The sequence below is a fragment of the Streptomyces sp. NPDC102402 genome (genome assembly GCF_044765765.1).
GTDB lineage: Bacteria > Actinomycetota > Actinomycetes > Streptomycetales > Streptomycetaceae > Streptomyces.
In genome coordinates this window covers 1-24,262 of sequence record NZ_JBIWKR010000018.1, presented here as the reverse complement: position 1 = coordinate 24,262, position 24,262 = coordinate 1, and the positions used below count along the sequence as shown (strand labels likewise).

The 24,262-nt window shown below is 70.5% G+C and carries 23 protein-coding genes and 1 riboswitch; of the genes, 6 read left to right on the top strand and 17 right to left on the bottom strand.

Going from position 1 to position 24,262, the window contains the following annotated elements:
- Window positions 1-19: 19 nt before the first annotated feature.
- Complete coding sequence (locus ACIRJR_RS32650) at window positions 20-715, top strand: pyridoxamine 5'-phosphate oxidase family protein (protein ID WP_403787395.1); 696 nt, start codon at window positions 20-22, stop codon at window positions 713-715.
- Between the two features lie 38 nt (window positions 716-753).
- On the opposite strand, the gene ACIRJR_RS32645 is transcribed toward ACIRJR_RS32650, so the two are convergent.
- The 4 genes from ACIRJR_RS32645 to ACIRJR_RS32630 all read right to left on the bottom strand — a co-directional run bounded on the left by ACIRJR_RS32645 (window position 754) and on the right by ACIRJR_RS32630 (window position 4,300).
- Entirely contained in the window at window positions 754-1,713 is a 960-nt protein-coding gene (locus ACIRJR_RS32645; RefSeq protein WP_403787392.1) for a DMT family transporter, read from the bottom strand.
- Window positions 1,714-1,867: 154 nt separating this feature from the next.
- Complete coding sequence (locus tag ACIRJR_RS32640; protein ID WP_403787389.1) at window positions 1,868-2,902, bottom strand: EamA family transporter; 1,035 nt, start codon at window positions 2,900-2,902, stop codon at window positions 1,868-1,870.
- Window positions 2,903-2,969: 67 nt separating this feature from the next.
- On the bottom strand, window positions 2,970-3,500 hold the full coding sequence (locus tag ACIRJR_RS32635; protein ID WP_403787386.1) for a Clp protease N-terminal domain-containing protein: 531 nt from the start codon (window positions 3,498-3,500) through the stop codon (window positions 2,970-2,972).
- A gap of 203 nt (window positions 3,501-3,703) precedes the next feature.
- On the bottom strand, window positions 3,704-4,300 hold the full coding sequence (locus tag ACIRJR_RS32630) for a PadR family transcriptional regulator (RefSeq protein WP_403787383.1): 597 nt from the start codon (window positions 4,298-4,300) through the stop codon (window positions 3,704-3,706).
- A gap of 152 nt (window positions 4,301-4,452) precedes the next feature.
- On the opposite strand from ACIRJR_RS32630, the gene ACIRJR_RS32625 reads away from it, so the two are divergent.
- Together ACIRJR_RS32625 and ACIRJR_RS32620 are read left to right on the top strand one after the other, a co-directional pair.
- The gene (locus ACIRJR_RS32625; RefSeq protein WP_403787380.1) at window positions 4,453-5,112 is read left to right on the top strand and encodes a class I SAM-dependent methyltransferase; all 660 of its coding nucleotides are present in this window, start codon (window positions 4,453-4,455) and stop codon (window positions 5,110-5,112) included.
- Between the two features lie 226 nt (window positions 5,113-5,338).
- Window positions 5,339-6,160, top strand: coding sequence for a PhzF family phenazine biosynthesis protein (locus tag ACIRJR_RS32620; RefSeq protein ID WP_403787377.1), 822 nt, complete (start codon window positions 5,339-5,341; stop codon window positions 6,158-6,160).
- A gap of 27 nt (window positions 6,161-6,187) precedes the next feature.
- On the opposite strand, the gene ACIRJR_RS32615 is transcribed toward ACIRJR_RS32620, so the two are convergent.
- Complete coding sequence (locus ACIRJR_RS32615; RefSeq protein ID WP_403787374.1) at window positions 6,188-6,967, bottom strand: CPBP family intramembrane glutamic endopeptidase; 780 nt, start codon at window positions 6,965-6,967, stop codon at window positions 6,188-6,190.
- Window positions 6,968-7,077: 110 nt separating this feature from the next.
- The gene (locus ACIRJR_RS32610; RefSeq protein WP_403787371.1) at window positions 7,078-8,583 is read right to left on the bottom strand and encodes a glutamate-cysteine ligase family protein; all 1,506 of its coding nucleotides are present in this window, start codon (window positions 8,581-8,583) and stop codon (window positions 7,078-7,080) included.
- A 492-nt stretch (window positions 8,584-9,075) separates the two neighbouring features.
- Between ACIRJR_RS32610 and ACIRJR_RS32605 the strand changes: the two genes are divergently transcribed.
- Together ACIRJR_RS32605 and ACIRJR_RS32600 are read left to right on the top strand one after the other, a co-directional pair.
- Window positions 9,076-9,690 carry a hypothetical protein gene (locus tag ACIRJR_RS32605; protein ID WP_403787368.1) on the top strand — a complete coding sequence of 205 codons (615 nt, stop codon included), beginning with the start codon at window positions 9,076-9,078 and terminating at the stop codon, window positions 9,688-9,690.
- A gap of 289 nt (window positions 9,691-9,979) precedes the next feature.
- Window positions 9,980-10,186 carry a DUF5999 family protein gene (locus ACIRJR_RS32600; protein WP_403787366.1) on the top strand — a complete coding sequence of 69 codons (207 nt, stop codon included), beginning with the start codon at window positions 9,980-9,982 and terminating at the stop codon, window positions 10,184-10,186.
- 70 nt (window positions 10,187-10,256) lie between these two features.
- Here the strand turns inward: ACIRJR_RS32600 and gcvP are convergent, their stop codons facing one another.
- A complete protein-coding gene (gcvP, locus tag ACIRJR_RS32595) occupies window positions 10,257-13,142 on the bottom strand; it encodes an aminomethyl-transferring glycine dehydrogenase (protein ID WP_403787363.1) in 2,886 nt (961 codons plus the stop codon).
- Between the two features lie 193 nt (window positions 13,143-13,335).
- Window positions 13,336-13,431, bottom strand: a riboswitch (glycine riboswitch).
- A gap of 132 nt (window positions 13,432-13,563) precedes the next feature.
- Here gcvP and ACIRJR_RS32590 point away from each other — a divergent pair.
- Window positions 13,564-13,935, top strand: a complete 372-nt coding sequence (locus ACIRJR_RS32590; protein ID WP_403787360.1) for a PRC-barrel domain-containing protein — start codon at window positions 13,564-13,566, stop codon at window positions 13,933-13,935.
- Here the strand turns inward: ACIRJR_RS32590 and ACIRJR_RS32585 are convergent.
- The 10 genes from ACIRJR_RS32585 to ACIRJR_RS32540 form a co-directional block, all read right to left on the bottom strand.
- Window positions 13,857-15,338, bottom strand: a complete 1,482-nt coding sequence (locus tag ACIRJR_RS32585; protein ID WP_403787357.1) for a DNA polymerase IV — start codon at window positions 15,336-15,338, stop codon at window positions 13,857-13,859. The two genes, ACIRJR_RS32590 and ACIRJR_RS32585, sit on opposite strands and share 79 nt — an antisense overlap.
- Before the next feature lie 75 nt (window positions 15,339-15,413).
- Window positions 15,414-16,031, bottom strand: a complete 618-nt coding sequence (locus tag ACIRJR_RS32580; protein ID WP_403787354.1) for a MerR family transcriptional regulator — start codon at window positions 16,029-16,031, stop codon at window positions 15,414-15,416.
- A 167-nt stretch (window positions 16,032-16,198) separates the two neighbouring features.
- On the bottom strand, window positions 16,199-16,672 hold the full coding sequence (locus ACIRJR_RS32575) for a bifunctional nuclease family protein (RefSeq protein WP_006123076.1): 474 nt from the start codon (window positions 16,670-16,672) through the stop codon (window positions 16,199-16,201).
- A 53-nt stretch (window positions 16,673-16,725) separates the two neighbouring features.
- Window positions 16,726-17,469, bottom strand: coding sequence for a MerR family transcriptional regulator (locus ACIRJR_RS32570; protein ID WP_403787348.1), 744 nt, complete (start codon window positions 17,467-17,469; stop codon window positions 16,726-16,728).
- Between the two features lie 41 nt (window positions 17,470-17,510).
- Window positions 17,511-18,293 carry an FHA domain-containing protein gene (locus ACIRJR_RS32565; RefSeq protein WP_403787345.1) on the bottom strand — a complete coding sequence of 261 codons (783 nt, stop codon included), beginning with the start codon at window positions 18,291-18,293 and terminating at the stop codon, window positions 17,511-17,513.
- A gap of 190 nt (window positions 18,294-18,483) precedes the next feature.
- Complete coding sequence (locus tag ACIRJR_RS32560; protein WP_403787342.1) at window positions 18,484-19,326, bottom strand: DUF881 domain-containing protein; 843 nt, start codon at window positions 19,324-19,326, stop codon at window positions 18,484-18,486.
- 5 nt (window positions 19,327-19,331) lie between these two features.
- On the bottom strand, window positions 19,332-19,664 hold the full coding sequence (locus ACIRJR_RS32555) for a small basic family protein (protein ID WP_003970459.1): 333 nt from the start codon (window positions 19,662-19,664) through the stop codon (window positions 19,332-19,334).
- The gene (locus ACIRJR_RS32550) at window positions 19,661-20,521 is read right to left on the bottom strand and encodes a DUF881 domain-containing protein (protein WP_403787339.1); all 861 of its coding nucleotides are present in this window, start codon (window positions 20,519-20,521) and stop codon (window positions 19,661-19,663) included. Before ACIRJR_RS32550 ends, ACIRJR_RS32555 begins: the two co-directional genes overlap by 4 nt.
- A 342-nt stretch (window positions 20,522-20,863) precedes the next feature.
- Entirely contained in the window at window positions 20,864-23,359 is a 2,496-nt protein-coding gene (locus ACIRJR_RS32545) for a sugar phosphate nucleotidyltransferase (RefSeq protein ID WP_403787336.1), read from the bottom strand.
- A 110-nt stretch (window positions 23,360-23,469) separates the two neighbouring features.
- Entirely contained in the window at window positions 23,470-24,078 is a 609-nt protein-coding gene (locus tag ACIRJR_RS32540) for a CDP-alcohol phosphatidyltransferase family protein (protein ID WP_403787333.1), read from the bottom strand.
- Between the last annotated feature and the right edge of the window lie 184 nt (window positions 24,079-24,262).

Genomic DNA, 24,262 nt, shown 5'->3' with positions numbered 1-24,262 from the left:
TAGTGCAATGGAGTACGCAATGCCGGACACCACCACGCCCGACGGCACCGGCCTCCCCGAGAGCGCCGACTACGGACCTACGGAGCGCACGGTCCCGAGCCGCGCCAGGCAGCGCGCCTCGTACGACCACGAAACGGTCCACTCGATACTGGACGCCGCCTACCTCTGCCATCTGGGGTTCGTCCGTGACGGCGCGCCCGTCGTCCTGCCGACGCTCTTCGGCCGGGTCGGCCGGCGGCTGTACGTGCACGGGTCGACCGGGTCGCGCCCGCTGCGGGCGGCGGGGGCGGCGGATCCGGGGCTCGCCGTCTGCCTGACGGTGACCCATGTGGACGGCCTGGTGCTGGCCCGTTCCGCCTTCCACCACTCGATGAACTACCGCTCGGTGGTAGTCCACGGCACCGCCCGTACGGTGACCGACCCGGAGGAGCGGCGCGTCGCACTCGACGCCATCGTCGACCAGGTCGTGCCCGGCAGGTCGAAGGACTCGCGTCCCGCCGACGCGAAGGAGCTCGCGGCGACGGCCGTGATCCGTCTGGACCTCGACGAGGTCTCCGCCAAGATCCGTACCGGCGGCCCGAACGACGACCCGGAGGACCTGGCACTGCCGTACTGGGCGGGCGTGGTCCCGCTGGCCCGGGGATACGCGGCGCCGGTGCCGTCCGACGACCTGGACCCGTCGGTCCAGGTGCCGGACTACCTCACCACTCTCTGAACGCACCGGCGGCGAGCGGCAGTCCGCCTCCCGGGGCGTCAGGCGGGCGCGACCGCACGCTGCCGGCGGGCCGCCGCCGCACCGCGCGTCTCGGCCAGGGCCAGCCCTGCCACCGCGGTGAGCAGGAGCAGTGTGCCGATGACCGTGGCCGCCGTGAGCCGCTCGCTCAGAACGGCCACCGCGATCACCGCGGCACTCACCGGCTCAAGCAGCATGATCACCGAAACGGTCGCCGACCGCACCGCCGCGGCCCCCGCGAAGTAGAGGGCGTAGGCGAGTGCGGTCGGCACCGCCGCCACGTAGATCATCAGTCCCAGCACCTGGCCCGCCTCGGCCGTGTGCGGTACGAGCCCCTCAGCCGCCGCCATCGGCAGCAGCCCCACGGCTCCGATCCCGAAGGCCCACGCGCTGGTGGAGAGCGGGTCACCCGCCGCGCCGTCCCTGCCGAGCCACCGGGTGAGCAGCGTGATCGCCGCGTACCCCGCGGCCGACAGCACGGCCAGCAGGAGGCCGGCGGGCCGTACCTCGGCCGGCTCGCCACCGAGCACCAGCACGGCGAGTCCGGTCAGGGCGCCGGCCACGGCGAGCAGGCCGCCCCGGCCCAGCCGCTCCCCCATGGTGAGCCGGGCGCCGACCGCGATGAGGACCGGGCCCGCTCCCAGCGTGACCACGGTGCCGACGGCGAGCCCCGTCGCCTCGACCGCCGCGAAGTACGCGCTCTGGAACACCGTGAGCCCGATGCCGGTGCCCAGGATGCGCAGCAGCCGGCGGCGGCGCGGCTCGGTCGGGGTGCGCGGCCTGCGGGGACGAAGCGCCAGAGCCCCGGCCAGCAGGACGAGGCCGCCGACACAGCGCCAGAACGACAGCGCGAGTGGCCCGAGATCACTGATCCGGAAGAGGAGGGAGGCGGCCGCGCCCGCCGTGCCCCAGGCGATTCCGGCGATGACGAGATAGACGAGGCTCCGCCCGATGGGCAGCGCGGCGACGGGGTGGGACATGTGACGCTCCAGAAGAAGGGTGGTGGTCGCTCGGCTCCGCGCGCGGGCAGCGACGAACCGCTCGGGGCGTACCCGAGCCCGGTCTTCGTCCGGAGTGGCCGCCTCGCGCTATGCGGCGGGAGGCGGAAGTACGGTCTGCGGCATGATCGCCAGCCTACGACGGGCCCGAAGGCCGGGACAACTCACCCCCGGAGCCGGACGGCTCCTGTGCGTCCGACGCCCCGGCCGCGGCGGCACCCGGGCCTGATGCCACCGGCCCGGACGGCGCCTTGGGGGCGGACGACTGCGCGATGAAGGCGCCGATCAGCACCACTCCTCCGCCCACGAGCTGCGGCGCCGAGAGGTGCTCGCCCAGCAGTACCCAGGCGAGGACGGTCGCGATGACCGCTTCGAGGCAGGCGACGACGCCCGCGACCTGGGGGGAGAGCAGGCGCACCGACACCACACCGGTGGCGTAGGCCAGCACGGTCGCGAGCAGCACGATCCAGCCGAGCAGGAGCCAGGCTGGCACGTCACGCCCGTCCATCTCCGCGCTCTTGCCGAGCACCGCCCACTCCATGCCCCAGGGCCTGGCCACGACCGTGAGCACGGCCGCTCCGGCCAGCAGGCCGTACGCGATCACCCCGACGGGATGCGGAGGTTCGGCGTCGGAGGTGCCCCCGTGCCCGGCACCCTGGTCCGAGAGGACGAAGTAGCCCACCTGGCAGCATGCCGCGCCGAGGGCGAGCAGCAGCCCGACCACGTCGAAGGTCAGCCCGGCCCACACCTCGACGACGCAGGCGAGCCCGCCGACCGCCAGCACCACACCGGCCGCCGCGGCGCGGGTGACGGGCCGGCGCTGCACGAAGCGCACCCAGCCGAGGACCAGTGCGGGCGCCAGATATTCGATGAGGAGGGCGACGCCGACCGGGATACGGGAGATCGAGGCGAAGTAGAAGGCCTGCACCCCCGCCACGGCGAACAGCCCGAACCCTGCCAGCAGAACAGGCCGCTCCCGCACCAGATTCCGGTGCCGCCAGGCGACCGGAAGCATGACGAGGGCCGCACCGGCCACCCGTAGCCACACCACGTGCAGGGGGTCCAGCCCCGCCTCGATCAGCGGCTTGGCCGCAACCCCTGAACCACCGAATGCGAAGGCCGAGGCAAGGGCCAGGCCCAGACCGGCACTTCTCCTCTGAGACGCGTGCATCGGCACATCATGGCAGCAGGCGTCAGCAGCGTCATCCCCGTCACACCTGTCCGTTGCGTGTTCATGATCACCCCTGAGCGGCCCTCGCTGCCGCGCGGGCCCGCAACCGCCCAGCCGCGACACCGGCCCGGTCCAGCACCTCGACCGCCCGGCACCGAGGATCCGCGAGAAGCGCCGCCAGCAGGTCGAGGCCGTCCGCACGGAGCTCCCCGCGCAGCTGCGCGCCACCGGCCGCGCGGTCCAGCGCCGCCGCGGCCGAGGGCGACCAACCCTCACCCCCGGATTCCCTCACGGCCGAGAAGACGCCCGAGTCCTCCTGGGTCCCCTGCCATCGGAGGCCGTATCCGATGCTGCGCTGCACGAGGTATCCGAGGACCCTGGCCAGCTGCGGCCCACCGTCGAAGACCTCCCGGACCTCGGGGTCGGACTCGACGAGGGAGTGCAGGAGATGAGCGGTGTCGACATGCCGGTCACCGTCACGCAGCGCCCGCCTGCGCGCGCCGGACGCGACCGAGGCCATGGCATCACTCAGCCCTGCACCGGCCCACGGGTGGGGCGGCTTCGCCTGCTCGGGGATCCCTGACGTCCGGAAGTGCACACCCTCAACCCCATCAGCCCCGACGGGCGAACACATCCCCGGCGCGGCCCATCCGCCATCCCGCGAAAGGCGGGGACCACAGGAAGGTTTCTCATCCGCAGGGATGAGGGCACCCCTGACGGCAGGCGCGGCGGCCGATGGCGCGGAAACCAAGGAAGGGCCCCGCGAGCGGGGCCCTTCCTCCTGCGCGTGCACCGCACAGCTCAGTCCTCGTCGGCGAGGATCAGGTACAGCTTCTTACGGGTGTCGTTGATCACCGCGAGGGCCTTCTGCCGCTGGTCGGCGGAGCCGGTCTTCCAGACCTGGCCGAACGCCTCCATCAGACCGAAACCGGCCTGGCGGATCTCGTTCACGCCCTCCCAGTCGACTCCCCGCCCCGCCTCTTCCCAAGGGGCGTCGGGGCCGGACTCGGCCTCGCCGCGCCCCAGGTCGGTCAGGGTGAACAGCTTCTTGCCGCCCTCGCTGGCACTGAGGATCAGACCCTCGTCCTCCAGCAGCTGGAGGGTGGGGTACACCGAGCCGGGGCTCGGCTTCCAGGCCCCGCCGCTGCGCTCGCCGATCTCCTGGATCATCTCGTAACCGTGCATCGGACGGTCCTTGAGCAGCGCGAGGATCGACGCGCGTACGTCGCCGCGCCGCGCCCTGCCCCGGCCGCCTCCCCGGCCTCGGCCGCCGCCGAAGGGACCGCCGCCGAAAGGCGGCCCGAACGGCCCGAACGCGGGACGGCCGCCTTCGGAGTCCCCCCATCCGGCGCCTCGGCGCCCGGGGCCGTATCCGTGGTCGTTTCCATGCGAACGCATGAGTGCGCCCCTCTCTTCGTGATGACTGTACGACTCTTCATCGAACTGTCGCGATGCCTCAACGATATATCGGAAACTATCGGCTGGCAAGGCGCGGTCCGGAGGCAAGTACGGTTCCGGGGCCGGCCACCCGCTCCCCTAGAGTCGCTCGCATGACCGAGCCCTCATACCTCGCCGCCCTCCGGGAGTCGTACGACACCGTCGCCGCCGCCTACGCGGAACGCGTCAAGTCCCCGGCGGCGCTGGATCCGTTGTCACGCGCGATGCTGGCGGCGTTCGCCGAGACCGTCCGGACGGAGGGACTCGGGCCGGTCGCGGACATGGGATGCGGTCCGGGCAAAGTCACGGCGTACCTGGCGGACCTGGGAGTCTCCGCCTTCGGTATCGATCTGTCCCCGAAGATGATCGAACTCGCCCGGCGTGCCTGTCCGGGGCTGGACTTCGCCGTGGGATCGATGACCGCGCCGCCCGTCCGGGACGGCGCGCTCGGCGGGATCCTTGCCTACTACTCCGCCCATCACACCCCGCCGGATTCGCTGCCGGCCGTGTTCGCCGGCTTTCGCCGCACGCTCGCGCCAGGCGGCCGGCTGATGATGGCCGGCCACGTGGGAGACGACGAGATCCTCCGCCCCACGCAGGCATACGGGGGCCATCCGGTGTCCTACGAGAAGCATCTGCTGCCACCGGACCGGATCGCCGGCCTCCTGGAACAGGCCGGACTCGTCGTCACCGCGCGCCTGCTTCAGGAACCGGACGAAGGAACGAAGAACAAGGTCGCCACCTTCCTGGCGCAGAGGCCCGGGCACCCGTGAGCCCCTGCGGGCCCCCGCCCGGTGCCCGGGCCCGCTACGGCCCCGGGGGCGCCAAGGCCATCCCCGGCCCACCGGGTTTCACAGCCGCGGCCCGGCAGGCCCGCCGGGTGTACGCGCCACGTGCACCGTCGCCATCCCGGCCCTCGCGTACACGGGCCGGGAACCGGGGCCGCGCATCCCGCATTGGCCTTGGACCGCACGGAACCGCACGCCTACGGTCGGCCACATGAGAATCCGCATCGTCGACGCGTTCACCGACCGCCCCTTCTCCGGCAACCCTGCGGGAGTCGTGATCCTGGACTCCGGGGCCTTCCCCGAGGCGGACCGCCTCCAGCGTGTGGCCTCCGAGGTGAACCTCGCCGAGACCGCCTTCGCGCACCCGCTGCCGCCGAACGGTGAGGCCGACTGGGCGCTGCGCTGGTTCACCCCGGTCACCGAGGTGGATCTCTGCGGGCACGCGACCCTCGCCACCGCCCATGTCCTGCACACGACGGGGGTCGCGAGCGGCACGGTGCGCTTCGCGAGCCGTTCCGGCGTCCTGCGGACCACGGCACACGAGGACGGCACCCTGACCCTGGACTTCCCCACTGCACCGCTGACGCCCGTGCCGGCCCCTCCGGGGCTGGCGGACGCGCTCGGTGCGTCGCCGCTCTCCGTCCACGACACGGGCGAACGCATCGGCGACCTGCTGGTGGAACTGGCCGACGAAGCCGCCGTACGCGCCCTTCGCCCGGACTTCCGCGCGCTCGTCGCCTGTTCCCGGCGGGGCGTCATCGCCACGGCGGCATCCGCGGACACCACGGCGGGCTACGACTTCGTCTCCCGCGGCTTCTTCCCCGGAGTCGGCATCGAGGAGGACCCGGTGACCGGCAGCGCCCACACCGCACTGGCGCCCTTCTGGTCGGCCAGGTTCGGCAGGGAGAGCCTCACAGGCCTGCAGGCCTCCGCCCGTTCGGGCCTGGTCCACACCGTGCTGCGCGGCGAGCGCACGCTGCTGACCGGCAGTGCCGTCACCGTCATCGACGGGGAACTGCTCGCCGGACTCTGAGCACGGCGCAGCCGGTCCCCTGGGGGCTCAGCCCGTGGGAAGCCAGCCCACCTTCCCCGCGAGCAGCGCGTATCCGACGAAGGCCCCGATGTCGAGCAGGGCGTGCGCGACGACCAGTGGCCCGACCCGCCCCCAGCGCCTGTACAGCAGTACGAAGACGACGCCCATGACCATGTTCCCGATGAAGCCGCCGATCCCCTGGTACAGGTGGTAAGAACCGCGCAGCACGGAACTCGCCACCAGGGCGGCCATCGGCGTCCATCCCAACTGCCCCAGCCGCCGGAGCAGATAGCCGACGACGATGACTTCCTCGACCAGGGAGTTCTGCACCGCGGAGAGGATCAGTACGGGGAACTTCCACCACACCTCGGGCAGCGACTCCGGGACCACCGTCAGGTTGAACCCCCCGGCGCGCGCCGCCAGGTAGAAGGCCAGCCCCGCACTGCCGATCCCCGCCGCCACGAGGGTTCCCCGCCCGAGGTCCGGCCATGGCCGGGTGCGGTCGAGGCCGAGGGTCCGCAGGCCGGCCCCTTCCCGGATCAGCAGGTGGGCCACCAGCGCCACCGGCACCAGGGCCGAGGCGATACCGAACAGCTGCCAGGCCAGGTCCAGCCATGGGCGTCCCGGGGCGTACGACCCGTTCAGGGTCGCGGCCTGGTCCTTGAGACCTCCCGGTTTCGTCAGCGATCCGATGAAGCTGATCAGGGCGGACACCCCGCTGGCCCCGAGGGAGAGGGCCAGCACGAGCAGCGTCTCCGACCGGAGGGTCCGCCGGGACACCTCCTCCTGAGCAATGGAATCAGCCACGCGCCCCGCCTCCACCTGTACATCTCCCGTCAGCCATGCGTCGTCATAGCTTGCCCGACGGCGTCGGCGGGGCGGGACACCGGGCGGCCTCTCCCTCGCGGGGCGCGCCCTCAGGGCGCGGGGAAGCCGACAGGCCAGGTGTGCACCGGCTCACCCGCCTGCATCAGCTCGCCGTAGCGCCGGGTCGTCGCCGCCAGTGCCCCCTCCCGTTCGAGGCCGGCCTCCAGGGCTCGGTGGTAGGTGTCGACCTGCCAGGAGGCGCCGTTCACACGGAGCCTGCAGCGCTCCTCGATCACGCCGAGGTAGCGGTCACGGTCCGAGGGCTCGATGTTCCAGGCGTCGAGCCCGGCCGCGGCGAGCGGAAGCAGTTCGTCCCGTACGAGATCCACGGCGGGCACCTTCGCCACGCCGCCCGAGCGGCCGGGGCGCGGCCAGAGCAGCTCGGCCTCGATCCCGTGCCGGCAGGCGGCATCGAAGTTCTCGGCCGCCGCCTCGAAGGGCAGCCTGGTCCACAGCGGCCGGGACTCGTCGGCGAGCGCGCGCACCAGCCCGTAGTAGAAGGCGGCATTGGCGATCACGTCGACGACCGAGGGGCCGGCGGGCAGGACCCGGTTCTCCACCCTCAGATGGGGGACGCCGTCGGCCAGCCCGTACACCGGCCGGTTCCACCGGTAGACGGTGCCGTTGTGCAGGACGAGTTCGGCCAGTGCGGGCACCCCGCCCTCGTCGAGGACCCGCAGCGGCTCCTCCTCGTCGCAGATGGGCAGCAGGGGCGGGTAGTAGCGCACGTTCTCCTCGAAGAGTTCGTACGCCGAACTGATCCACCGTTCTCCGAACCAGGTCCTCGGGCGCACCCCCTGATTGCGGAGCTCGGGTGGCCGCACGTCCGTGGCCTGCTGGAACAGAGGTGGCCTCGACTCGCGCCACAGCTCCTTGCCGAACAGGAAGGGAGAGTTGGCACCGAGTGCGATCTGGACGGAGGCGATGGCCTGCGCGGCGTTCCAGACGTCCGAGAAGCGGTCCGGTGTCACCTGCAGATGCAATTGGACCGAGGTGCAGGCCGATTCGGGCGCGATGGAGGCAGAGGTCGAGACCAATCGCTCGACGCCTTCGATATCGAGGACGAATTCCTCACCCCGCGCGGCCGCCATTTGGTCGTTGAGGAGCGTGTAGCGATCGACGTCCGACAGGTTCGCCGAAACCACGTCGTCCCGCCCGAGGGTCGGCAGGATACCGATCATCACGATCCCGGCGTCGACCTCCGCGGCCTTCCGGTGGGCATATGCGAGCCCTGTGCGCAGCTCCTCCGCCAGCTGATCGAATACCCGGCCGCTGAGCCTGTGGGGAAGAATGTTCACTTCCAGATTGAACATCCCCAGTTCTGTCTGGAAATCCCGGCTGGCGATGCGTTGCAGCACCTCCGCATTCCGCATCCTCGGCATGCCGTCCGCACCCGCGAGATTCAGCTCGATCTCCAGCCCCATGAGATTCCTGGGCCGATCGAACCTCCGCTCCGACAGGAGCCTCTCCAGCCCGTTCAGGCACTGGGTGAGCTTCTCGCGGTACGTCTGCCGATCGGACGGGGCAAAGGCACCCGCCACGACCTTCTCGCCCATCGAAGGGTCCCTCCTCGAGTGGGCGGCCCGCGGCACAGGCCGCTCGTATCACGATCGATAATGCCCCGACGAGATGATCCGTAACGCCCCCGCACCCCTCGGGTACCCGGTAGTCTGGCGACTGAAGCCGGAGGCACATTCCCAAGGCATGGGGCATATGCAGGGTGCGCGGTGGAGTTGCACCGATGAAACACCGATGAGTTTGAGCCTACCGCCACCTCGGGAAAACTCCTGGCGACAGGGGCCACGAGCGGTCCGAATCCCCAGGAACCTCGCAATTCAAAGGCTCGAATCCGCCTTGCGGGCAATACGTGGGACGGCTAGCCGAAACACCGTGTGAACATTTGTCGTATAAACTCTGCGAACGAGGCAGAGAGTTGACGCATCGGCCCGTCCGCCCCGTCACCGGCCTTCCTCTGGCCCCGCACGCCGACAGCGCCGTCTGCACCCGCCCATGCACCACCGTGTCTCCGAAGTGAGAGGCGACCCACCATGCCGCTGCATGTCTCCCCGGCCCCAGCGCCCGCACTGCGCAGCGTTCTCGCGGCACTCGGTTCTCCGACCGCGGTCCGCGAGGCCCACACGCCCGCTCTCCGGTCCGTCCAGGGATCGTTGAGCCCCGAACTCCCGCTTCCCGTCCACGTACTGGACCGGATCGTGCCCGATGAGGCCGCACCTCGCACCCGCCTCGCAGGCTGGCGCTTCCTGATCCGCAGCGGCGAGAGCGCCGTGGCCGCCGCGGACACCATGCTCACCCCCGACGGCTGGACCTTCTCGCACTTCTTCGAGGGCCCGTACATCACCTCGACCGAACTCGCCGTACGGCAGGCGGGTTCGACGACGACGCCCTACCAGCCGCGCCTGCTGTCGGTGCCCGAGCTGTACATGCTCACTCTGTGGCTGCACCACGACATCGAGGCCGACGCCGGCGGCGGCACGCTCGCACCGACCGACGTGCTGGTGCCTCTGGCACCTGCGCCTCCGGGCATCACGGCCCACCGCCCTCACCGGGTCGCGGACCTTCTCCCGGTCATGACGCTGCGCGTCACGCCGGCACCCCTTCCGGATCTTCCCGAGCTCCCGGGCCTCCTCAGATCGCCCGCCTGACCCCTCGTCCTCACGCGCCCCCGCCGAGCTTCTCGGCGGGGGCGCGTCCGTACCCGTCCGGACTAGTCCGGTCAGGTCACCCCGAACCATCCGAACGGACAGTGGAGTTGGATTGAACCGTCCGGCCGGGTGATGCGTCATGGGAGGAGCACAGCAGCTGCCGCGAAATCCCTGCGGAGAGACGCCCGTGGGGCAACACTGGGACCGGACCGACTTGATGACGGGGGCGGCCATGAATACATCGTCCAGCCGCAGGACACTCGAATCGACGCAGCGAAAGAACCCATCCATGTGCCAGCACCAGCCACCCTGCCCGACCGCTGACTCCAACGACCGGGAGGCCGCCCGCCTGATGGCTCACCACCCGGAACAGGGCTGGAGCCTCCTGTGCAATGGCGTCCTCCTCTTCGAGGACACCGGTGAGCTGCTCCCGGACGGGCAGATCATCGCCCCTCACCGGCCGCTGAGGAGCGGTCAGGTGATCAAGGCCGCCTGACCACGGCGGACGAACCACGGGGGCCGGCCCGGAGAACTCTCCGCACCGGCCCCGACGCGTCTTTGAACGCCTACTCGTCGTACGCGTCCAGCGGCGGGCAGGAGCAGACCAGGTTGCGGTCGCCGAACGCCCCGTCGATGCGGCGCACCGGCGGCCAGTACTTGTCCGAGGGCGTGACACCGGTCGGGAAGACCGCCTCCTCGCGGGTGTAGGCGTGGGCCCACTCGCCCCCGAGCGCCGCTGCCGTGTGCGGGGCGTTGCGCAGCGGGTTGTCGTCCCCGCCCCACTCGCCGGAGGCCACCTTCTCGATCTCGCCGCGAATCGCGATCATGGTGTCGCAGAACCGGTCGATCTCGGCGAGGTCCTCGCTCTCGGTCGGCTCGATCATCAGCGTCCCCGCCACCGGGAACGACATGGTCGGCGAGTGGAAGCCGTAGTCGATCAGACGCTTGGCGATGTCGTCGATGGTGACACCGGTCGCCTTGGAGATCGGCCGCAGGTCCACGATGCACTCGTGCGCGACCAGACCGGCAGGGCCGTTGTAGAGGACCGGGAAGTGCGGTTCCAGACGCTTGGCGATGTAGTTGGCCGCGAGTACGGCGACCTGCGTAGCGCGCTTCAGGCCCTCGCCGCCCATCAGGCGTACGTAGGCCCACGAGATCGGCAGGATGCCCGCCGAACCCCACGGGGCGGCCGAGATCGGGCCGACGCCCGTCTCCGGACCCGCCGCGGGCTGGAGGGGGTGGTTGGGGAGGTACGGCGCGAGGTGGGCGCGCACCCCGACCGGACCGACGCCCGGGCCGCCGCCGCCGTGCGGGATGCAGAAGGTCTTGTGCAGGTTCAGGTGGGAGACGTCGCCGCCGAAGTGGCCCGGCTTGGCGAGACCGACCAGTGCGTTGAGGTTGGCGCCGTCCACGTAGACCTGACCGCCGGCGTCGTGCACCTCGGCACAGATGTCGGCGACGTGCTCCTCGAAGACACCGTGCGTGGAGGGGTAAGTGATCATGAGGACGGCGAGCTCGTCGCGGTGGGTCGCGATCTTGGCCCGGAGATCCTCGATGTCGACCTCACCGTCGTCGGCGGTCTTGACCACGACGACCTTCATGCCGGCCATCACGGCGCTCGCGGCATTGGTGCCGTGCGCGGAGGACGGGATCAGACAGACGGTGCGTCCGTGGTCGCCGTTGGCACGGTGGTACGCGCGCACGGCCAGCAGCCCGGCGAATTCGCCCTGGGAGCCCGCGTTGGGCTGGAGGGAGACTGCGTCATAGCCGGTGACCTCGGCCAGACGCTCCTCCAGCTCACGGATGAGAGTGAGGAAACCCTGCGCCTGCTCGGCCGGCGCGAAGGGGTGCAGCGCACCGAACTCCGGCCAGGTGACCGACTCCATCTCGGCGGTCGCGTTGAGCTTCATGGTGCAGGAGCCGAGCGGGATCATCCCCCGGTCCAGCGCGTAGTCACGGTCGGCGAGCTTGCGCAGGTAGCGCAGCATCGCCGTCTCGGAGCGGTGCTGGTGGAACACCGGGTGGGTGAGGACGGCGTCGGTACGCAGCAGGCCCTCGGGCAGCGCGTCGGCCGCCTCGGTGTCCAGCGCCTCGATGTCGCCGCGGACCCCGAAGGCCGCCCAGACGGCCGCGACCCGGGAGCGCGTGGTCGTCTCGTCACAGGCGACGGAGACGTGGTCGGCGTCGACGAGACGCAGGTTGACCCCGCGCTCGCGCGCGTCGGCGACCACGTCCGCGGCCTTGCCCGGCACGCGGACGGTGAGGGTGTCGAAGTACGCACCGTGCACGACCTCGGTGCCGGAAGCCCGCAGCCCCTCGGCGAGGATGGCGGCGAACCGGTGGGTGCGCGCGGCGATCGTCCGCAGCCCGTCGGGGCCGTGGTAGACGGCGTACATGCCGGCCATGACGGCGAGCAGCACCTGTGCGGTGCAGATGTTGCTGGTGGCCTTCTCACGGCGGATGTGCTGCTCGCGGGTCTGCAGCGCCAGGCGGTATGCCTTGTCGCCGTCGGCGTCGACGGAGACACCGACGAGGCGGCCGGGCAGGCTGCGGGCGAACTTCTCGCGTACGGCCATAAAGCCGGCGTGCGGTCCGCCGAAGCCCATCGGGACGCCGAAGCGCTGCGTGGTACCGACGGCGACGTCCGCGCCCAGCTCGCCCGGCGAGGTGAGCAGCGTCAGGGCCAGCAGGTCCGCGGCGACGGTGACGATCGCCCCCAGCTCGTGCGCCTGCTCGATCACCGGCTTGATGTCGCGCACCGCACCGGAGGCGCCCGGGTACTGGAGCAGCACGCCGAAGACGCCGCGTTCGGCGATCTCCGCCGGGACGCCCTCGGAGAGGTCGGCGACGACCACCTCCACACCGGTCGGCTCGGCACGGGTCTCGATCACCGCGATGGTCTGCGGCAGGGTGTCGGCGTCGACCAGGAAGACGCCGTTCTTCACCTTGCCCACACGCCGCGCCAGCGCCATGGCCTCGGCGGCGGCCGTGCCCTCGTCGAGGAGCGAGGCACCCGAAGTGGGCAGCCCGGTGAGGTCGGCGACCATCGTCTGGAAGTTCAGGAGGGCCTCGAGCCGCCCCTGGGAGATCTCGGGCTGGTACGGCGTGTAGGCCGTGTACCAGGCGGGGTTCTCCATGACGTTGCGCAGGATCACCGGCGGGGTGAACGTGCCGTAGTAACCCAGACCGATCATCGGTGCGAGCACCTGGTTGCGGTCGGCGAGGCTCCGCAGTTCGGACAGGACCTCGGCCTCGGTGCGGGCCTCGGGGAGGTTCAGCGCCTCGGCACTCCTGATCACGTCGGGCACCGCGGCGGCGGTGAGCTCGTCGAGGGAGCCGTAGCCGACCTGGGCGAGCATCTTCGCCTGCGCCTCGGCATCGGGCCCGATGTGGCGCTGCTCGAACGGGATGCCCTGCTCCAGCTGGGAGAGCGGAGTGCGACGGGGGGTCATGGTGGAGGCCTCCTGGTCTGTCACGACCTGCGAGGGGCGCCACGGCGTGGCTGCCCGTACGGCCTCCCCCTCTGTCATCTCGACCTGAGAGCTTCACCGGCACGCCCTGGGGCATACCGGCTTTCACCGTCGGTGAGGGCGGCCCCCGCAGCGGCACGTGCCGTACGGTTCCCGTCCTGCTTTCCAGAGTGACCTCGTCCGTGCGGTACAGGGGCCTGAGAGATTCCGGGGAGGAGTTGCTCCTTCGGCGCCTCCGGATCGCTCCGGAGGACTCTCCCGCACAGGGTCAGCAGCCGTGTCCCAGCCTACCAGCGGGGTCGGGGCGTGCCGTCTCGAGTGGCCGACCTCCCGGATCTGGCCTTTCGTAGAGCCTGTGGAGCAGTCGCGACCACCTGATGCAGTTGTGACCAGTGGAGGCGCCGTGCAGACCGACATCGATCCGCGCAGCCTGATCGGCCGCAAGGCCTTCGACCGTCGAGGTGCCAAGATCGGGACGGTGGACGAGGTCTATCTCGACGACGCGACCGGTGTGCCCGAGTGGGCCGCCGTGCGCACCGGCCTCTTCACCAGGGACGCGTTCGTCCCTCTGGAGCCGAGCGAGTTCGTCGACGGGGCCCTGGTGATTCCCTTCGACCGGGCCCTGATCAAGGACGCACCCGACTTCGGCGTGGGCCGCCACCTCTCTCCCGAGCAGGAACTCCAGCTGTACCGGCACTACGGACTGGACTCGTCCCCGTCCGCCGGGAACACCCCCGACAGGGACTTCGGGAAGCTGGCCGGCCACGAGGAGTAGTCCACCGGGTCCCGCACCAGGGGGAGCGGGTCGGCCGGACTCAGTTCCGGATCGTCGACCCGGAAGGTGCGCACCCGGCCGGGCCGGGTCCACGGTTCCTCGAAACGCACGGTGACCCGGCCGACGCCGCTGCCCTGCACCCAGCCGTGGCCGTGGACCTCGTGCCTCACGTCGTGCCCGGCCGGCCAGCGCCGGGAGGCCGGCTGCTCCCCGCCCTCCCGGGCGACGGACTCGGCCGCCGCCTCCTCCGTGGTGCCGTCCTGCCGCGCGGCCGCCTCGGCAGTCGCGGACCTCTCGGCGGCCGCGGACTCCTCCGCGGCGTGCTCCGCTTCGGCGGCCTGCGCGAACAGATCCTCCTGTGTGAAGTCAGCGAGCCCCGTGACGCCGACTCCGAGCAGCCGGACGCCGCCGGTCGTGTCCACGGCCTCCAGAAGCCGCGCAGCGGCCTCCCTGACCACCGCGGGGTCGTCGGTGGGGCCGCGCAGGGTCTCCGACCTGGTGAGCGTGGAGAAGTCGTAGCGGCGCACCTTGAGGACCACGGTCCGCCCGGAGCGACCCGCGTCCCTCAGCCGCCGCACGCAGCGGTCCGCGAGCCGCTCCACCTCGGACCTGACCCGCACACGGTCGTGCAGGTCCACGTCGAAGGTGTCCTCGACCGACACGGACTTGGCGTCCCTCTCGGCGACGACGGGGCGGTCGTCGTACCCCCGCGCCATGCGGTGGAGCGCGACGCCGTGCGCCCTGCCCAGGAGCCGCACGAGCTCAGCCTCGCCCGCCTCCGCCAGGTGACTGACGACGGTCATGCCCGCGCGCCGGAGATGGTCCCCGGTGGCGGGCCCCACACCGGGGAGGGTGCGGACCGGCATGGGCGCCAGGAGCTCGCGCTCGGTACCGGGCTCGATCAGCAGCAGCCCGTCCGGTTTCGCCTCCTCGGAAGCGATCTTGGCCAGCATCTTCGAACCGGCCAGACCCACCGAACCGCTGAGTCCCGTGACCGCCTTGATCACCGTACGCAGCTGTCCGCCGATCGCGCGGGCGGAAGCCGAGTCGTCGGCGAGCCCGCCGGCCTCCAGGTCGACGAACGCCTCGTCCAGACTGAGCGGCTCCACGAGCGGTGACAGCCGGCCGAGGAGCTCCATCACCTGGTCGCTCACCGTGCGGTAGAGCGCGAAACGCGGGACCAGATACGCGGCGTTGGGCGCGAGCCGCCTCGCCTGTGCCGTCGGCATCGCGGAATGGACGCCCAGCCGCCGCGCCTCGTACGACGCGGTGGCGACCACGCCGCGCACACCGAGGCCCCCCACCACCACGGGTCTGCCCCGCAGGCTGGGCTTCGCCGCCTGCTCCGCGGAGGCGTAGAAGGCATCCATGTCCAGATGCAGAATGGTGGGCGCGGCTCTCACACGGACCGATGGTGCCCTATGCCACTGACAACCGCCCCGACCCGCGTTCGTGCCGCGCCGCCCGGCACCGCTGGTTCAGCCCGCGCGGTTGCGCCGGCGCGCCAGTTCGTCGGCCGGGTTGTGGCCCACCAGGGTCTCCCCCGTGTCGACCCGCTCCCCGTGGAGCTGGGACAGCGCCGCGTCGACATCCCGCCAGACGACTCCGACCGCGATGCCGAAGACACCCTGGCCGCCCTGGAGGAGACTCACGACCTCGTCGGGCGAGGAACACTCGTAGACCGTCGCCCCGTCGCTCATCAGGGTCATGCGCTCCAGGTCCGTGAAACCGCGCGCCCTGAGGTGCTGCACGGTGGTGCGGATGTTCTGAAGAGCGACCCCCGTGTCCAGGAAACGCTTGACGATCTTGAGGAGCACCACGTCCCGGAAGCTGTAGAGACGCTGTGTCCCCGACCCGTACGCAGGACGTACGCTCGGCTCCACGAGCCCCGTACGCGCCCAGTAGTCGAGCTGTCGGTACGTGATCCCGGCCGCCGCGCACGCCGTCGGCCCCCGGTAACCGATGTCCCCTGCCGCTGCCGCACCGTCCGCTGCCACCGCCGCCGGCTGAACCGGCTGTCTGATGGGATGGTCGGCCGCACTACCGTGCTGCCGGTACGGCCCACCCGCAGCCGCACCGTCGCCGCTGATTCTCACGCCGACCTCCGTCCTTGACCTGCCATCTCGAAGGTAGGCAGTCACCAGGGGTGCGTCAACGATCGCCACACTCGGCACGCCGAGTGATAATCACCCTGAGGGTGGTTTCCCGTGACTGATTTCCGGGAACGGCTTGTCGGATGCGCCGACGGCACCCCGCGGGACGGTCACTGGCTGTTCGTGCCGAAGTCCTCCGGCGAGATCTGGTCGAGGAACTCGCGGAACTTCTCCACCTCGTCCTCCTGCTCGTCGGGGATGGCGATCCCCGCGTCGTCGAGCACCCCGTCACTGCCGTAGATCGGCGTGCCGGTGCGCAGGGCGAGCGCTATGGCGTCGGACGGCCGCGCACTCACCTCGACCCCACTGGCAAAGACCAGCTCCGCGTAGAAGACCCCTTCTCTGAGGTCCGTGATGCGGACCTCGGTGAGCTCCTGGCCGACGGCCTCGAGCACATCCTTGAAGAGATCATGGGTCAGCGGCCTGGCCGGAGCCATGCCCTGCTGGGCGAAGGCGATCGCGGTCGCTTCCCCAGGGCCGATCCAAATAGGGAGGTACCGGTCGCCTCCCACTTCACGCAGGAGCACGATCGGTTGGTTGGAGGGCATTTCCACCCGGACACCCACAACGTCGAGCTCGTTCACACAGCAACCCTAGGACGTGCCCGCCATGTTTGGATAGTCGGGCTCCTCGGCCGTCAGTGGAAACTGACCTTCAGGGCGGACTGCACGAGTGCGGCGTGGAGCCGGACGGAGAGTTCCGCGAGCTCCTTAGCGGTGGCTTCCGCATGGGCTCTGGTCTGCGGATTCCGGTGCCGGCGCAGGGGTGCGACGATCTGCTCGACCAGTCCGGCCTCGCGTTCCGCGGCTGCCTTGACCGCACGCAGATGCCGGGGTTCCAGGCCGAACCGGCCCAGGTCCGCCACGAGCCGCGCCACGGTGACCGCCTCTGCGTCGTAGCTCCCGCCGGTGGCGGGCACGATCAGCCCGTACGCCTCCCACTCGTCGAGCTGCTCCTCGGTCGCCTCCGCGGCGGCGAGGAGCTCGGAGCGTCCGATCCGGGCGGCAGTGGCCGCACCCGGCGCCTGGTCCCATCGGGGGTCGAGCGGATCGCCCTGCCCGCCGCCGGACGGCAGCGCCGCCTGCTCACCCCGCGCCAGGGCATCCAGGTGCTCCCGGATGACCTTGAGCGGCAGGTAGTGGTCCCGCTGCATGCGCAGCACCTGAGCCAGCCGCTCGACGTCGGCAGGGCTGAACTTCCGGTAGCCCGAGGGCGTCCGCTGGGGCTCGATGAGCCCCTCCGCCTCCAGGAAGCGGATCTTGGAGATCGTGACTTCGGGAAATTCGTCGCGCAGTTGCAGGAGCACCGTGCCGATGCTCATCGCGCGCTCGCCCGCGGCGGCGGTGCCGTGACCGGCACCGCCTGTCGGTGTTCGCAGCATGGACCTTCCTGGGGTCCCCCCGGACGGAGTCCGGGGAAGGGTCACACGCCCCGCTGGCTCGCGTAGAAGACCAGCCGGTACTTTCCGATCTGGACTTCGTCGCCGTTGGTCAGCGCGACGGAATCGATGCGCTCGCGGTTGACGTAGGTACCGTTGAGGCTGCCGACGTCGCCCACGGTGAAACTACCGTCCGGGCTCCTGCGGAACTCCACATGACGCCGCGACACGGTCACGTCGTCGAGGAAGATGTCGCTCTGCGGGTGGCGGCCGGCTGTGGTGAGGTCCCCGTCCAGCAGGAACCGGCTGCCGGAGTTGGGTCCGCGGCGGACCACCAGCAGTGCCGAGCCCGCGGGCAGTGCGTCGACGGCGGCCTGCGCCTCCGGGGAGAGCGAGGGGACGGCCGTCTGGCCCGTCGCCTCGGCCTCGTACGCCTCGATCCCGGAGATCGAGATGGTCGAGGTCGTCTCCGCGGCCCGCTCGGGCACTCCGCCCCGCAGCGGCGCGCCGCAGTTGGAGCAGAAACGGCTGGCCTCGGCGTTCTGATGCCCGCACCTGGTACAAACCGGCATGGACGTACCCTCCGGAGCGGGGGCGAACCCTCCACCCGTACTTGAGGTTGATGGTTCCCCGAAACCTATGCGGCCCGCACCTGCGGGGTCAACAGACGACGCGCCGGTCCCCTCGCCGGGTCCCCGCACCTCATCGCGGAAGAGCGGGCGCTCCGATCCCTGCTCCTCGGCGCCCTGACGCGGTGCACGGTGGCGGGCAGCGCTGTTGCTGTCCTCGCGGGCACTCTTTCCGAACAACTTCGCAAACAACTTCACGGGCGTTTCCCCTTGACCGAAATAGACCCGCCCGTGGGGCAGGACGAACCCTGAATGAACACACCTGCCGACCCGGACATCTTCACAACGTCCGTATCCACCCGACAGTTTCCACCACGCGCCACCGATCCGTTGCGGCGACCCCCCGCAACCCGGCACCCGTGTCCCGCGAGCCCCGCGCACCGCCCTCTCACCGGGACGACGACCGAGCGTGATCAGGCTGTCTCGCCGGCCGCAGGGCGTCCACGACGATATCGTCGGCACGCGCCACCTCCGCCGTGGCCTGCTCCTTCTCCAGCGTCTGTACGACGCCGCCGGGGATGTTCAGAGCCGGTTCCAGGTCCTGCGGCTTGCCGATGACCTTGAACTCGTACGGAGCCTCGACCTTCCGGCCGTCCACGCTCAGCTCCCCGCCGTCGCCGGAGAAGTACGTGTTGGCCACCACACGCACGCCGTTGACCTCGATCGCCTCCGCACCCGCGGCCCGCAGCTCCTGGATGGCGTCGAGGAGCATGTCGGGCTCGACCGCGCCGCCGGGGTCGCCGATGGTCAGCGTGATACCGGGGCCGTGCGCCGCGACGGTCCCTGCCAGGATACCGAGCTGCCGCTCCTTCTCGAGCGTCTGCTTACGCGCCTCCTCCGCCTGGTCGGAGCTGGTCTCCAGTTCCGTGCGCTGGTCGTCGAGGCGCTGCTTCTCGTCCTCGAGGCGCTCGGTGCGGTTGTCCAGCTCGTCGAGGATGCGCACCAGGTCCTCCTGGCGCGCACCGCGCAGGGCGCTGTTGTCGCTGTTCGACCTGACCTGGATGGCCAGCCCCAGGCCGAGGACGAACAGCAGCAGCGCCACGATGAGTTGGGCCCTGCTCACCCTCGGCGGCCAGAGACCTGCCCGCAGCCGCTGGCGGCCGGAGACCTCCCCCGCCTCTGCCCGGGCGGGCCGGGACGGCTCCGACGCGGGCCTCTCGGGAGGGAGCGCACCGGAGGGCCCGCCGCTGCCGGGACCGTGTTCGCTGCTCGGGTTCTGTTCGTTGCTCATCGGCCTCAAGCCCGGAAGACGTGGCGGCGGATGGCCGCGGCGTTGGAGAAGATCCGGATGCCGAGCACGACCACCACACCGGTGGAGAGCTGGGCTCCGACGCCCAGTTTGTCGCCGAGGAAGACGATGAGCGCGGCCACCACGACGTTCGACAGGAACGACACCACGAAGACCTTGTCCACGAAGATCCCGTCGAGCATGGCCCTCAGGCCGCCGAAGACGGCGTCGAGTGCGGCCACCACGGCGATCGGCAGGTAGGGCTCGACCACCGCCGGCACTTCGGGGCGGACCAACAGTCCGACCACGACTCCCACGACGAGGCCCAGTACGGCGATCACGATGTGCCCTTCCCTGTGTCTGCCGCACCACTGCCCGTGTCTGCGGCCTGAGGCTCTGCTGTACGTACGATCAGGCTGGGCGCGGCCGGAAGACGCACCTGCTCCTGCTCGGAGATGCTGGTGCGGATGTCGAAGCTCTCGTGCAGCGCCTGCAGATACAGGCCGTCCGCACTGTCCTGGAACGCGGTGGCGAGCTTCTTCCCGTCCCCCACCGCAAGCACCGTGTACGGCGGCACGAGCGGCCTGTTGTCGACCAGTATGGCGTCGCCCGCCGCCCGGATCGCGGAGAGGGCCGTCAGACGCTGTCCGTTGATGGCCACCGCCTCGGCGCCGGACTGCCACAGCCCGTTGACCACCCGCTGCATGTCCCGGTCCCGTACACGGCCCGTGTCGGCGAAGCCGGTGGACTCGCGCGGACCTCCCCCACCCTGGTCGGTGTCCTCGGCGTCGTCGACCACCAGCTTGATCCCAGGGCCTTCGACCGGGGTCGCACCGGACAGCAGGGCCACCAGGGCCCCCTGGTCGCCACCGTGCCGCTCGAGCGCCTTGCGCTGCCGCTCGCCGACGTCCTTGCGCAGTTCGTCGACCTCCGCCTGGAGAGTGTCGGCCTTGGAGGTCTCCGCGTTCACCCGGTCGATGAGCTCTTCGCGTTCCTTGGCCACGACCGGCGCCGCCACCCGGGCCTCGGCAGCGCCGAGTGTCACGACGAGGGCGGCCAGCACCAGGCCTGCCGCGAGGCCCAGCTTCGCCTTCAGGGTGCGCGGAAGCCCGTCGCTTCCCTCGGACCGGCGACGTGCCGAAGCCTCGGCGTACCCCTCGTCGAGGCTGTGTTCCATCACCGTGGTCAGCAGCGACATGGACGCGTCGGGACGCGGACGCGACGGGGCGCTACTCCGATCGGGGGGCGGCTGCGACATGCCGCACATCGTCGCACGTCATGCCCGCTGCCGCCGAATGGCCCCACCGTCGGGGGGGGGGGGGGGGGGGGGGGGGGGGGGGGGGGGGCGCCGCCGCGGGGGGGGGGCCCCCCCCGGGCCCCCCCCCCCCCCCCCCCCCCCCCCCGCCCCCGGCGGCGGCGGCGGGGGGGGGGGCCCCCCATGCCCCAACCTGGGCGCAGTTCTTGCCGCGGGCGCCCCTCGGCCCCCCCGGGGGGGCCGGTTCGCGGTTGGGGGGGGCTCCGGGCCCCGACGCTCGTCTGCTCAGTCGCCCGCGCTGTCCACGACCGCCGCCCACTCGTCGAGCAGCGCCTGGGCCGAGGCGTCGTCGGGGCCCTCCGCCCACAGATGGGTGACGGCCTCGGCCCTGTCGGGCAGCACCATCACCCAGCGGCCGTCGGTCTCGACCACACGGACTCCGTCCGTCGTGTCCACACTGCGGTCCCCCGCCTCCTCCACGACCCGTCGCATGACGAGCCCCTTGACCGCCCACGGTGTGGCGAGGTCACGGCGCAGTACGTGAGCACGCGGGATGCGTGCGTCGATCTGGCTGAGGGTGAGCTGTGTCCTGGCCACGAGGCCGATGAGCCTCACGAAGGCCGCGGCACCGTCGAAGACGCTGCTGAACTCGGGGACGATGAACCCGCCCCGGCCGTCACCGCCGAAGATCGTGGCGTCCTCGCGTCCCACCCGCGTCAGATCGTCGGGGGACGTGGTCGTCCACTCCACCTGCGTGCCGTGGTAGGCCGCCACCTGCTCGGCGACCCGGGTCGTCGTCACCGGCAGGGCGACGCGCCCGCTCCTCCGCTCGGCCGCCACGAGGTCGAGCATGACCAGGAGCGCCCGGTCGTCCTCGATGATGCGGCCCCGCTCGTCCACGAGGGAGAGCCGTTCGCCCACGGGGTCGAACCGCACCCCGAAAGCCGCCCGCGCCGAGGACACGATCTCGCCGAGGCGCACGAGCCCGGCACGCCGGGATTCGGCGGACTCGGTGGGCCTGGACTCGTCGAGCCCCGGGTTGATCGTCAGGGCGTCCACTCCGAGACGGCCGAGGAGACTGGGCAGAACCAGCCCCGCGCTGCCGTTGGAGGCGTCGACGACCACCTTGAGGCCGGCGTCGGCGATGCCGCTCGTGTCGACGTTGCGAAGCAGCGAGCCGGTATAGGAGTCGAAGACGCTCGAAGGGAAGTGGAGGTCGCCGATCTCGCCCGGGAAGGCCCGGCGGAACTCCTGACGGGCGTAGACACGGTCGAGCTTCTTCTGACGCGCCTGCGAAAGGTCGGCTCCACGCTCGTCGAAGAACATGATGTCGACCGAGTCGGGCACACCCGGCGACGTCCGGATCATGATTCCGCCCGCGCTGCCCCGCGCGGTCTGCTGGCGTGCGACCGGCAGCGGTACGTTCTCCAGGTCACGGACGTCGATGGCGCTGGCCTGGAGGGCCGAGATGACCGCCCTCTTCAGGGCACGGGCACCACGTGAGTGGTCACGGGCGGTCGTGACGGTCGCACCCTTCTTCAGGGTCGTCGCGTACGCGCCGGCGAGCCGGACCGCGAGCTCCGGGGTGATCTCGACGTTCAGGATCCCCGAGACACCACGGGCGCCGAAGAGGTGCGCCTGCCCGCGCGACTCCCAGATCACCGAGGTGTTGACGAAGGCGCCCGCCTCGATGGTCTTGAACGGGTAGACCCGGACGTTGCCCTGAATGATCGATTCCTCACCGACCAGGCATTCGTCGCCGATCACGGCGCCGTCCTCGATGCGTGAGGCACGCATGATGTCTGTGTTCTTGCCGATGACACAGCCGCGCAGATTGCTGTGCTCACCGATGTAGACGTTGTCGTGCACGACCGCCCGGTGGAGGAAGGCGCGTGATTTCACGACCACGTTGGAGCCGATGACCGTGTGCTCGCGGATCTCGGCGCCGGATTCAATCTTCGCGTAGTCACCGATGTACAACGGCCCACGCAGTACCGCGTCGGGATGGACGTCTGCACCTTCCGCGACCCAGACCCCGGGCGAGATCTCGAAGCCGTCCAGTTCGACGTCGACCTTGCGCTCCAGCACGTCGGCCTGGGCCTTCACGTAGCTCTCGTGTGTGCCCACGTCTTCCCAGTAGCCCTCGGCGATGTAGCCGTAGATCGGCTTGCCGTCCTTCATGAGCTGCGGGAACACGTCACCGGACCAGTCCACCGACGTGTCGGCCTGGACGTAGTCGAAGACCTCGGGCTCCATGACGTAGATGCCCGTGTTCACCGTGTCCGAGAAGACCTGGCCCCAGGTCGGCTTCTCCAGGAAGCGTTCGACCTTTCCCTCTTCGTCGACGATCGTGATCCCGAATTCCAGGGGATTCGGGACGCGGGTCAGGCACACCGTGACCAGTGCGCCCTTCTCCTTGTGGAAGGCGATGAGATCCGTGAGATCGAAGTCCGTGAGGGCGTCTCCGGAAATCACGAGGAAGGTGTCGTCCTTCAGGGCCTCTTCGGCGTTCTTGACGCTGCCCGCGGTACCGAGTGGCTTCTCCTCGTTGGCATAGCTGAGCTCCATACCGAGTTCTTCGCCGTCGCCGAAGTAGTTCTTGACGAGAGAGGCGAGGAACTGGACGGTGACGACTGTCTCGTTGAGCCCATGCCGTTTGAGCAGCCTTAGCACATGCTCCATGATCGGCCGATTGGCCACGGGCAGGAGCGGCTTGGGCATGCTTGAGGTCATGGGGCGAAGGCGGGTGCCTTCACCGCCTGCCATCACGACGGCCTTCATGTCGGAAACGTCCTCCTCGAAGAGACGACGGTCTAGCCGACTTCACCCGTCGGGGCGATACAGAGCATCCGGTGCGGGCCGGCGACACTGCACGGCCACGCATCAACGAGCTAATCGGCTACTTGATCCGCCTTGACCAGACGGCGGACCTGGACCACGTAGAGGATCCCTGCCCACCAATAGAGGGTTGTACCCCATCCAGCGAACGCCCATCCGAAAATGGTGCCCAGCGAAGCCAGCCAACCACTTCCGTCGCTGAGCAGCAACAAGGGGAAGGCGTACATCAGGTTGAAGGTTGCAGCTTTCCCCAGGAAGTTGACCTGTGGCGGCGGATAACCGTGCCGGCGCAGGATTCCCACCATGACGAGGAGCATCAGCTCACGGGCGAGGAGCGCGGCCGTGAGCCAGAGCGGAAGGATCTCCCGCCAGGTGAGCCCGACCAGGGTCGACAGAATGTAGAGACGGTCGGCCGCGGGGTCCAGGAGCCGGCCGAGGCTGCTGATCTGGTTCCAGCGGCGAGCGAGCTTGCCGTCGAGGTAGTCGCTGATACCGCTCAGCATCAGGACCAGCAGGGCCCAGTTGTCACTGTTGGGCCCGCCGAACACGGGGCGAAGAATCAGCCACAGGAAGAGCGGCACGCCGACGAGACGAGCCATGCTGAGGATGTTGGGGATGGTGAGTACTCGGTCCGTCTGAACTCGAGTCTCCTGGACCTCCACCCGGGGGCCTCCTGTGAAGAACGTGCCAATGATGCCCCCTGACCCTACCCTCAGCGTCCGAGCACCGGTGCACAGGGGTGGGCCTCAAGGGCCCGGAAACGCAGAAAAGCCCCGTGCCACAAGGGCACGGGGCTTTCCCGGAATAATTGTTCGGCGGCGTCCTACTCTCCCACAGGGTCCCCCC

What these genes read in the sequence shown, in the direction of transcription:
- ACIRJR_RS32550 (WP_403787339.1), bottom strand. Translation starts at nt 20,521, where the DNA reads ATGTCGCTGCTGACCACGGTGATGGAACACAGCCTCGACGAGGGGTAC.
- gcvP (WP_403787363.1), bottom strand. Translation starts at nt 13,142, where the DNA reads ATGACCCCCCGTCGCACTCCGCTCTCCCAGCTGGAGCAGGGCATCCCG.
- ACIRJR_RS32630 (WP_403787383.1), bottom strand. Translation starts at nt 4,300, where the DNA reads ATGCGTTCGCATGGAAACGACCACGGATACGGCCCCGGGCGCCGAGGC.
- ACIRJR_RS32600 (WP_403787366.1), top strand. Translation starts at nt 9,980, where the DNA reads ATGTGCCAGCACCAGCCACCCTGCCCGACCGCTGACTCCAACGACCGG.
- ACIRJR_RS32545 (WP_403787336.1), bottom strand. Translation starts at nt 23,359, where the DNA reads ATGAAGGCCGTCGTGATGGCAGGCGGTGAAGGCACCCGCCTTCGCCCC.
- ACIRJR_RS32610 (WP_403787371.1), bottom strand. Translation starts at nt 8,583, where the DNA reads ATGGGCGAGAAGGTCGTGGCGGGTGCCTTTGCCCCGTCCGATCGGCAG.
- ACIRJR_RS32620 (WP_403787377.1), top strand. Translation starts at nt 5,339, where the DNA reads ATGAGAATCCGCATCGTCGACGCGTTCACCGACCGCCCCTTCTCCGGC.
- ACIRJR_RS32645 (WP_403787392.1), bottom strand. Translation starts at nt 1,713, where the DNA reads ATGTCCCACCCCGTCGCCGCGCTGCCCATCGGGCGGAGCCTCGTCTAT.
- ACIRJR_RS32650 (WP_403787395.1), top strand. Translation starts at nt 20, where the DNA reads ATGCCGGACACCACCACGCCCGACGGCACCGGCCTCCCCGAGAGCGCC.
- ACIRJR_RS32640 (WP_403787389.1), bottom strand. Translation starts at nt 2,902, where the DNA reads ATGCACGCGTCTCAGAGGAGAAGTGCCGGTCTGGGCCTGGCCCTTGCC.
- ACIRJR_RS32605 (WP_403787368.1), top strand. Translation starts at nt 9,076, where the DNA reads ATGCCGCTGCATGTCTCCCCGGCCCCAGCGCCCGCACTGCGCAGCGTT.
- ACIRJR_RS32570 (WP_403787348.1), bottom strand. Translation starts at nt 17,469, where the DNA reads ATGCTGCGAACACCGACAGGCGGTGCCGGTCACGGCACCGCCGCCGCG.
- ACIRJR_RS32560 (WP_403787342.1), bottom strand. Translation starts at nt 19,326, where the DNA reads ATGAGCAACGAACAGAACCCGAGCAGCGAACACGGTCCCGGCAGCGGC.
- ACIRJR_RS32625 (WP_403787380.1), top strand. Translation starts at nt 4,453, where the DNA reads ATGACCGAGCCCTCATACCTCGCCGCCCTCCGGGAGTCGTACGACACC.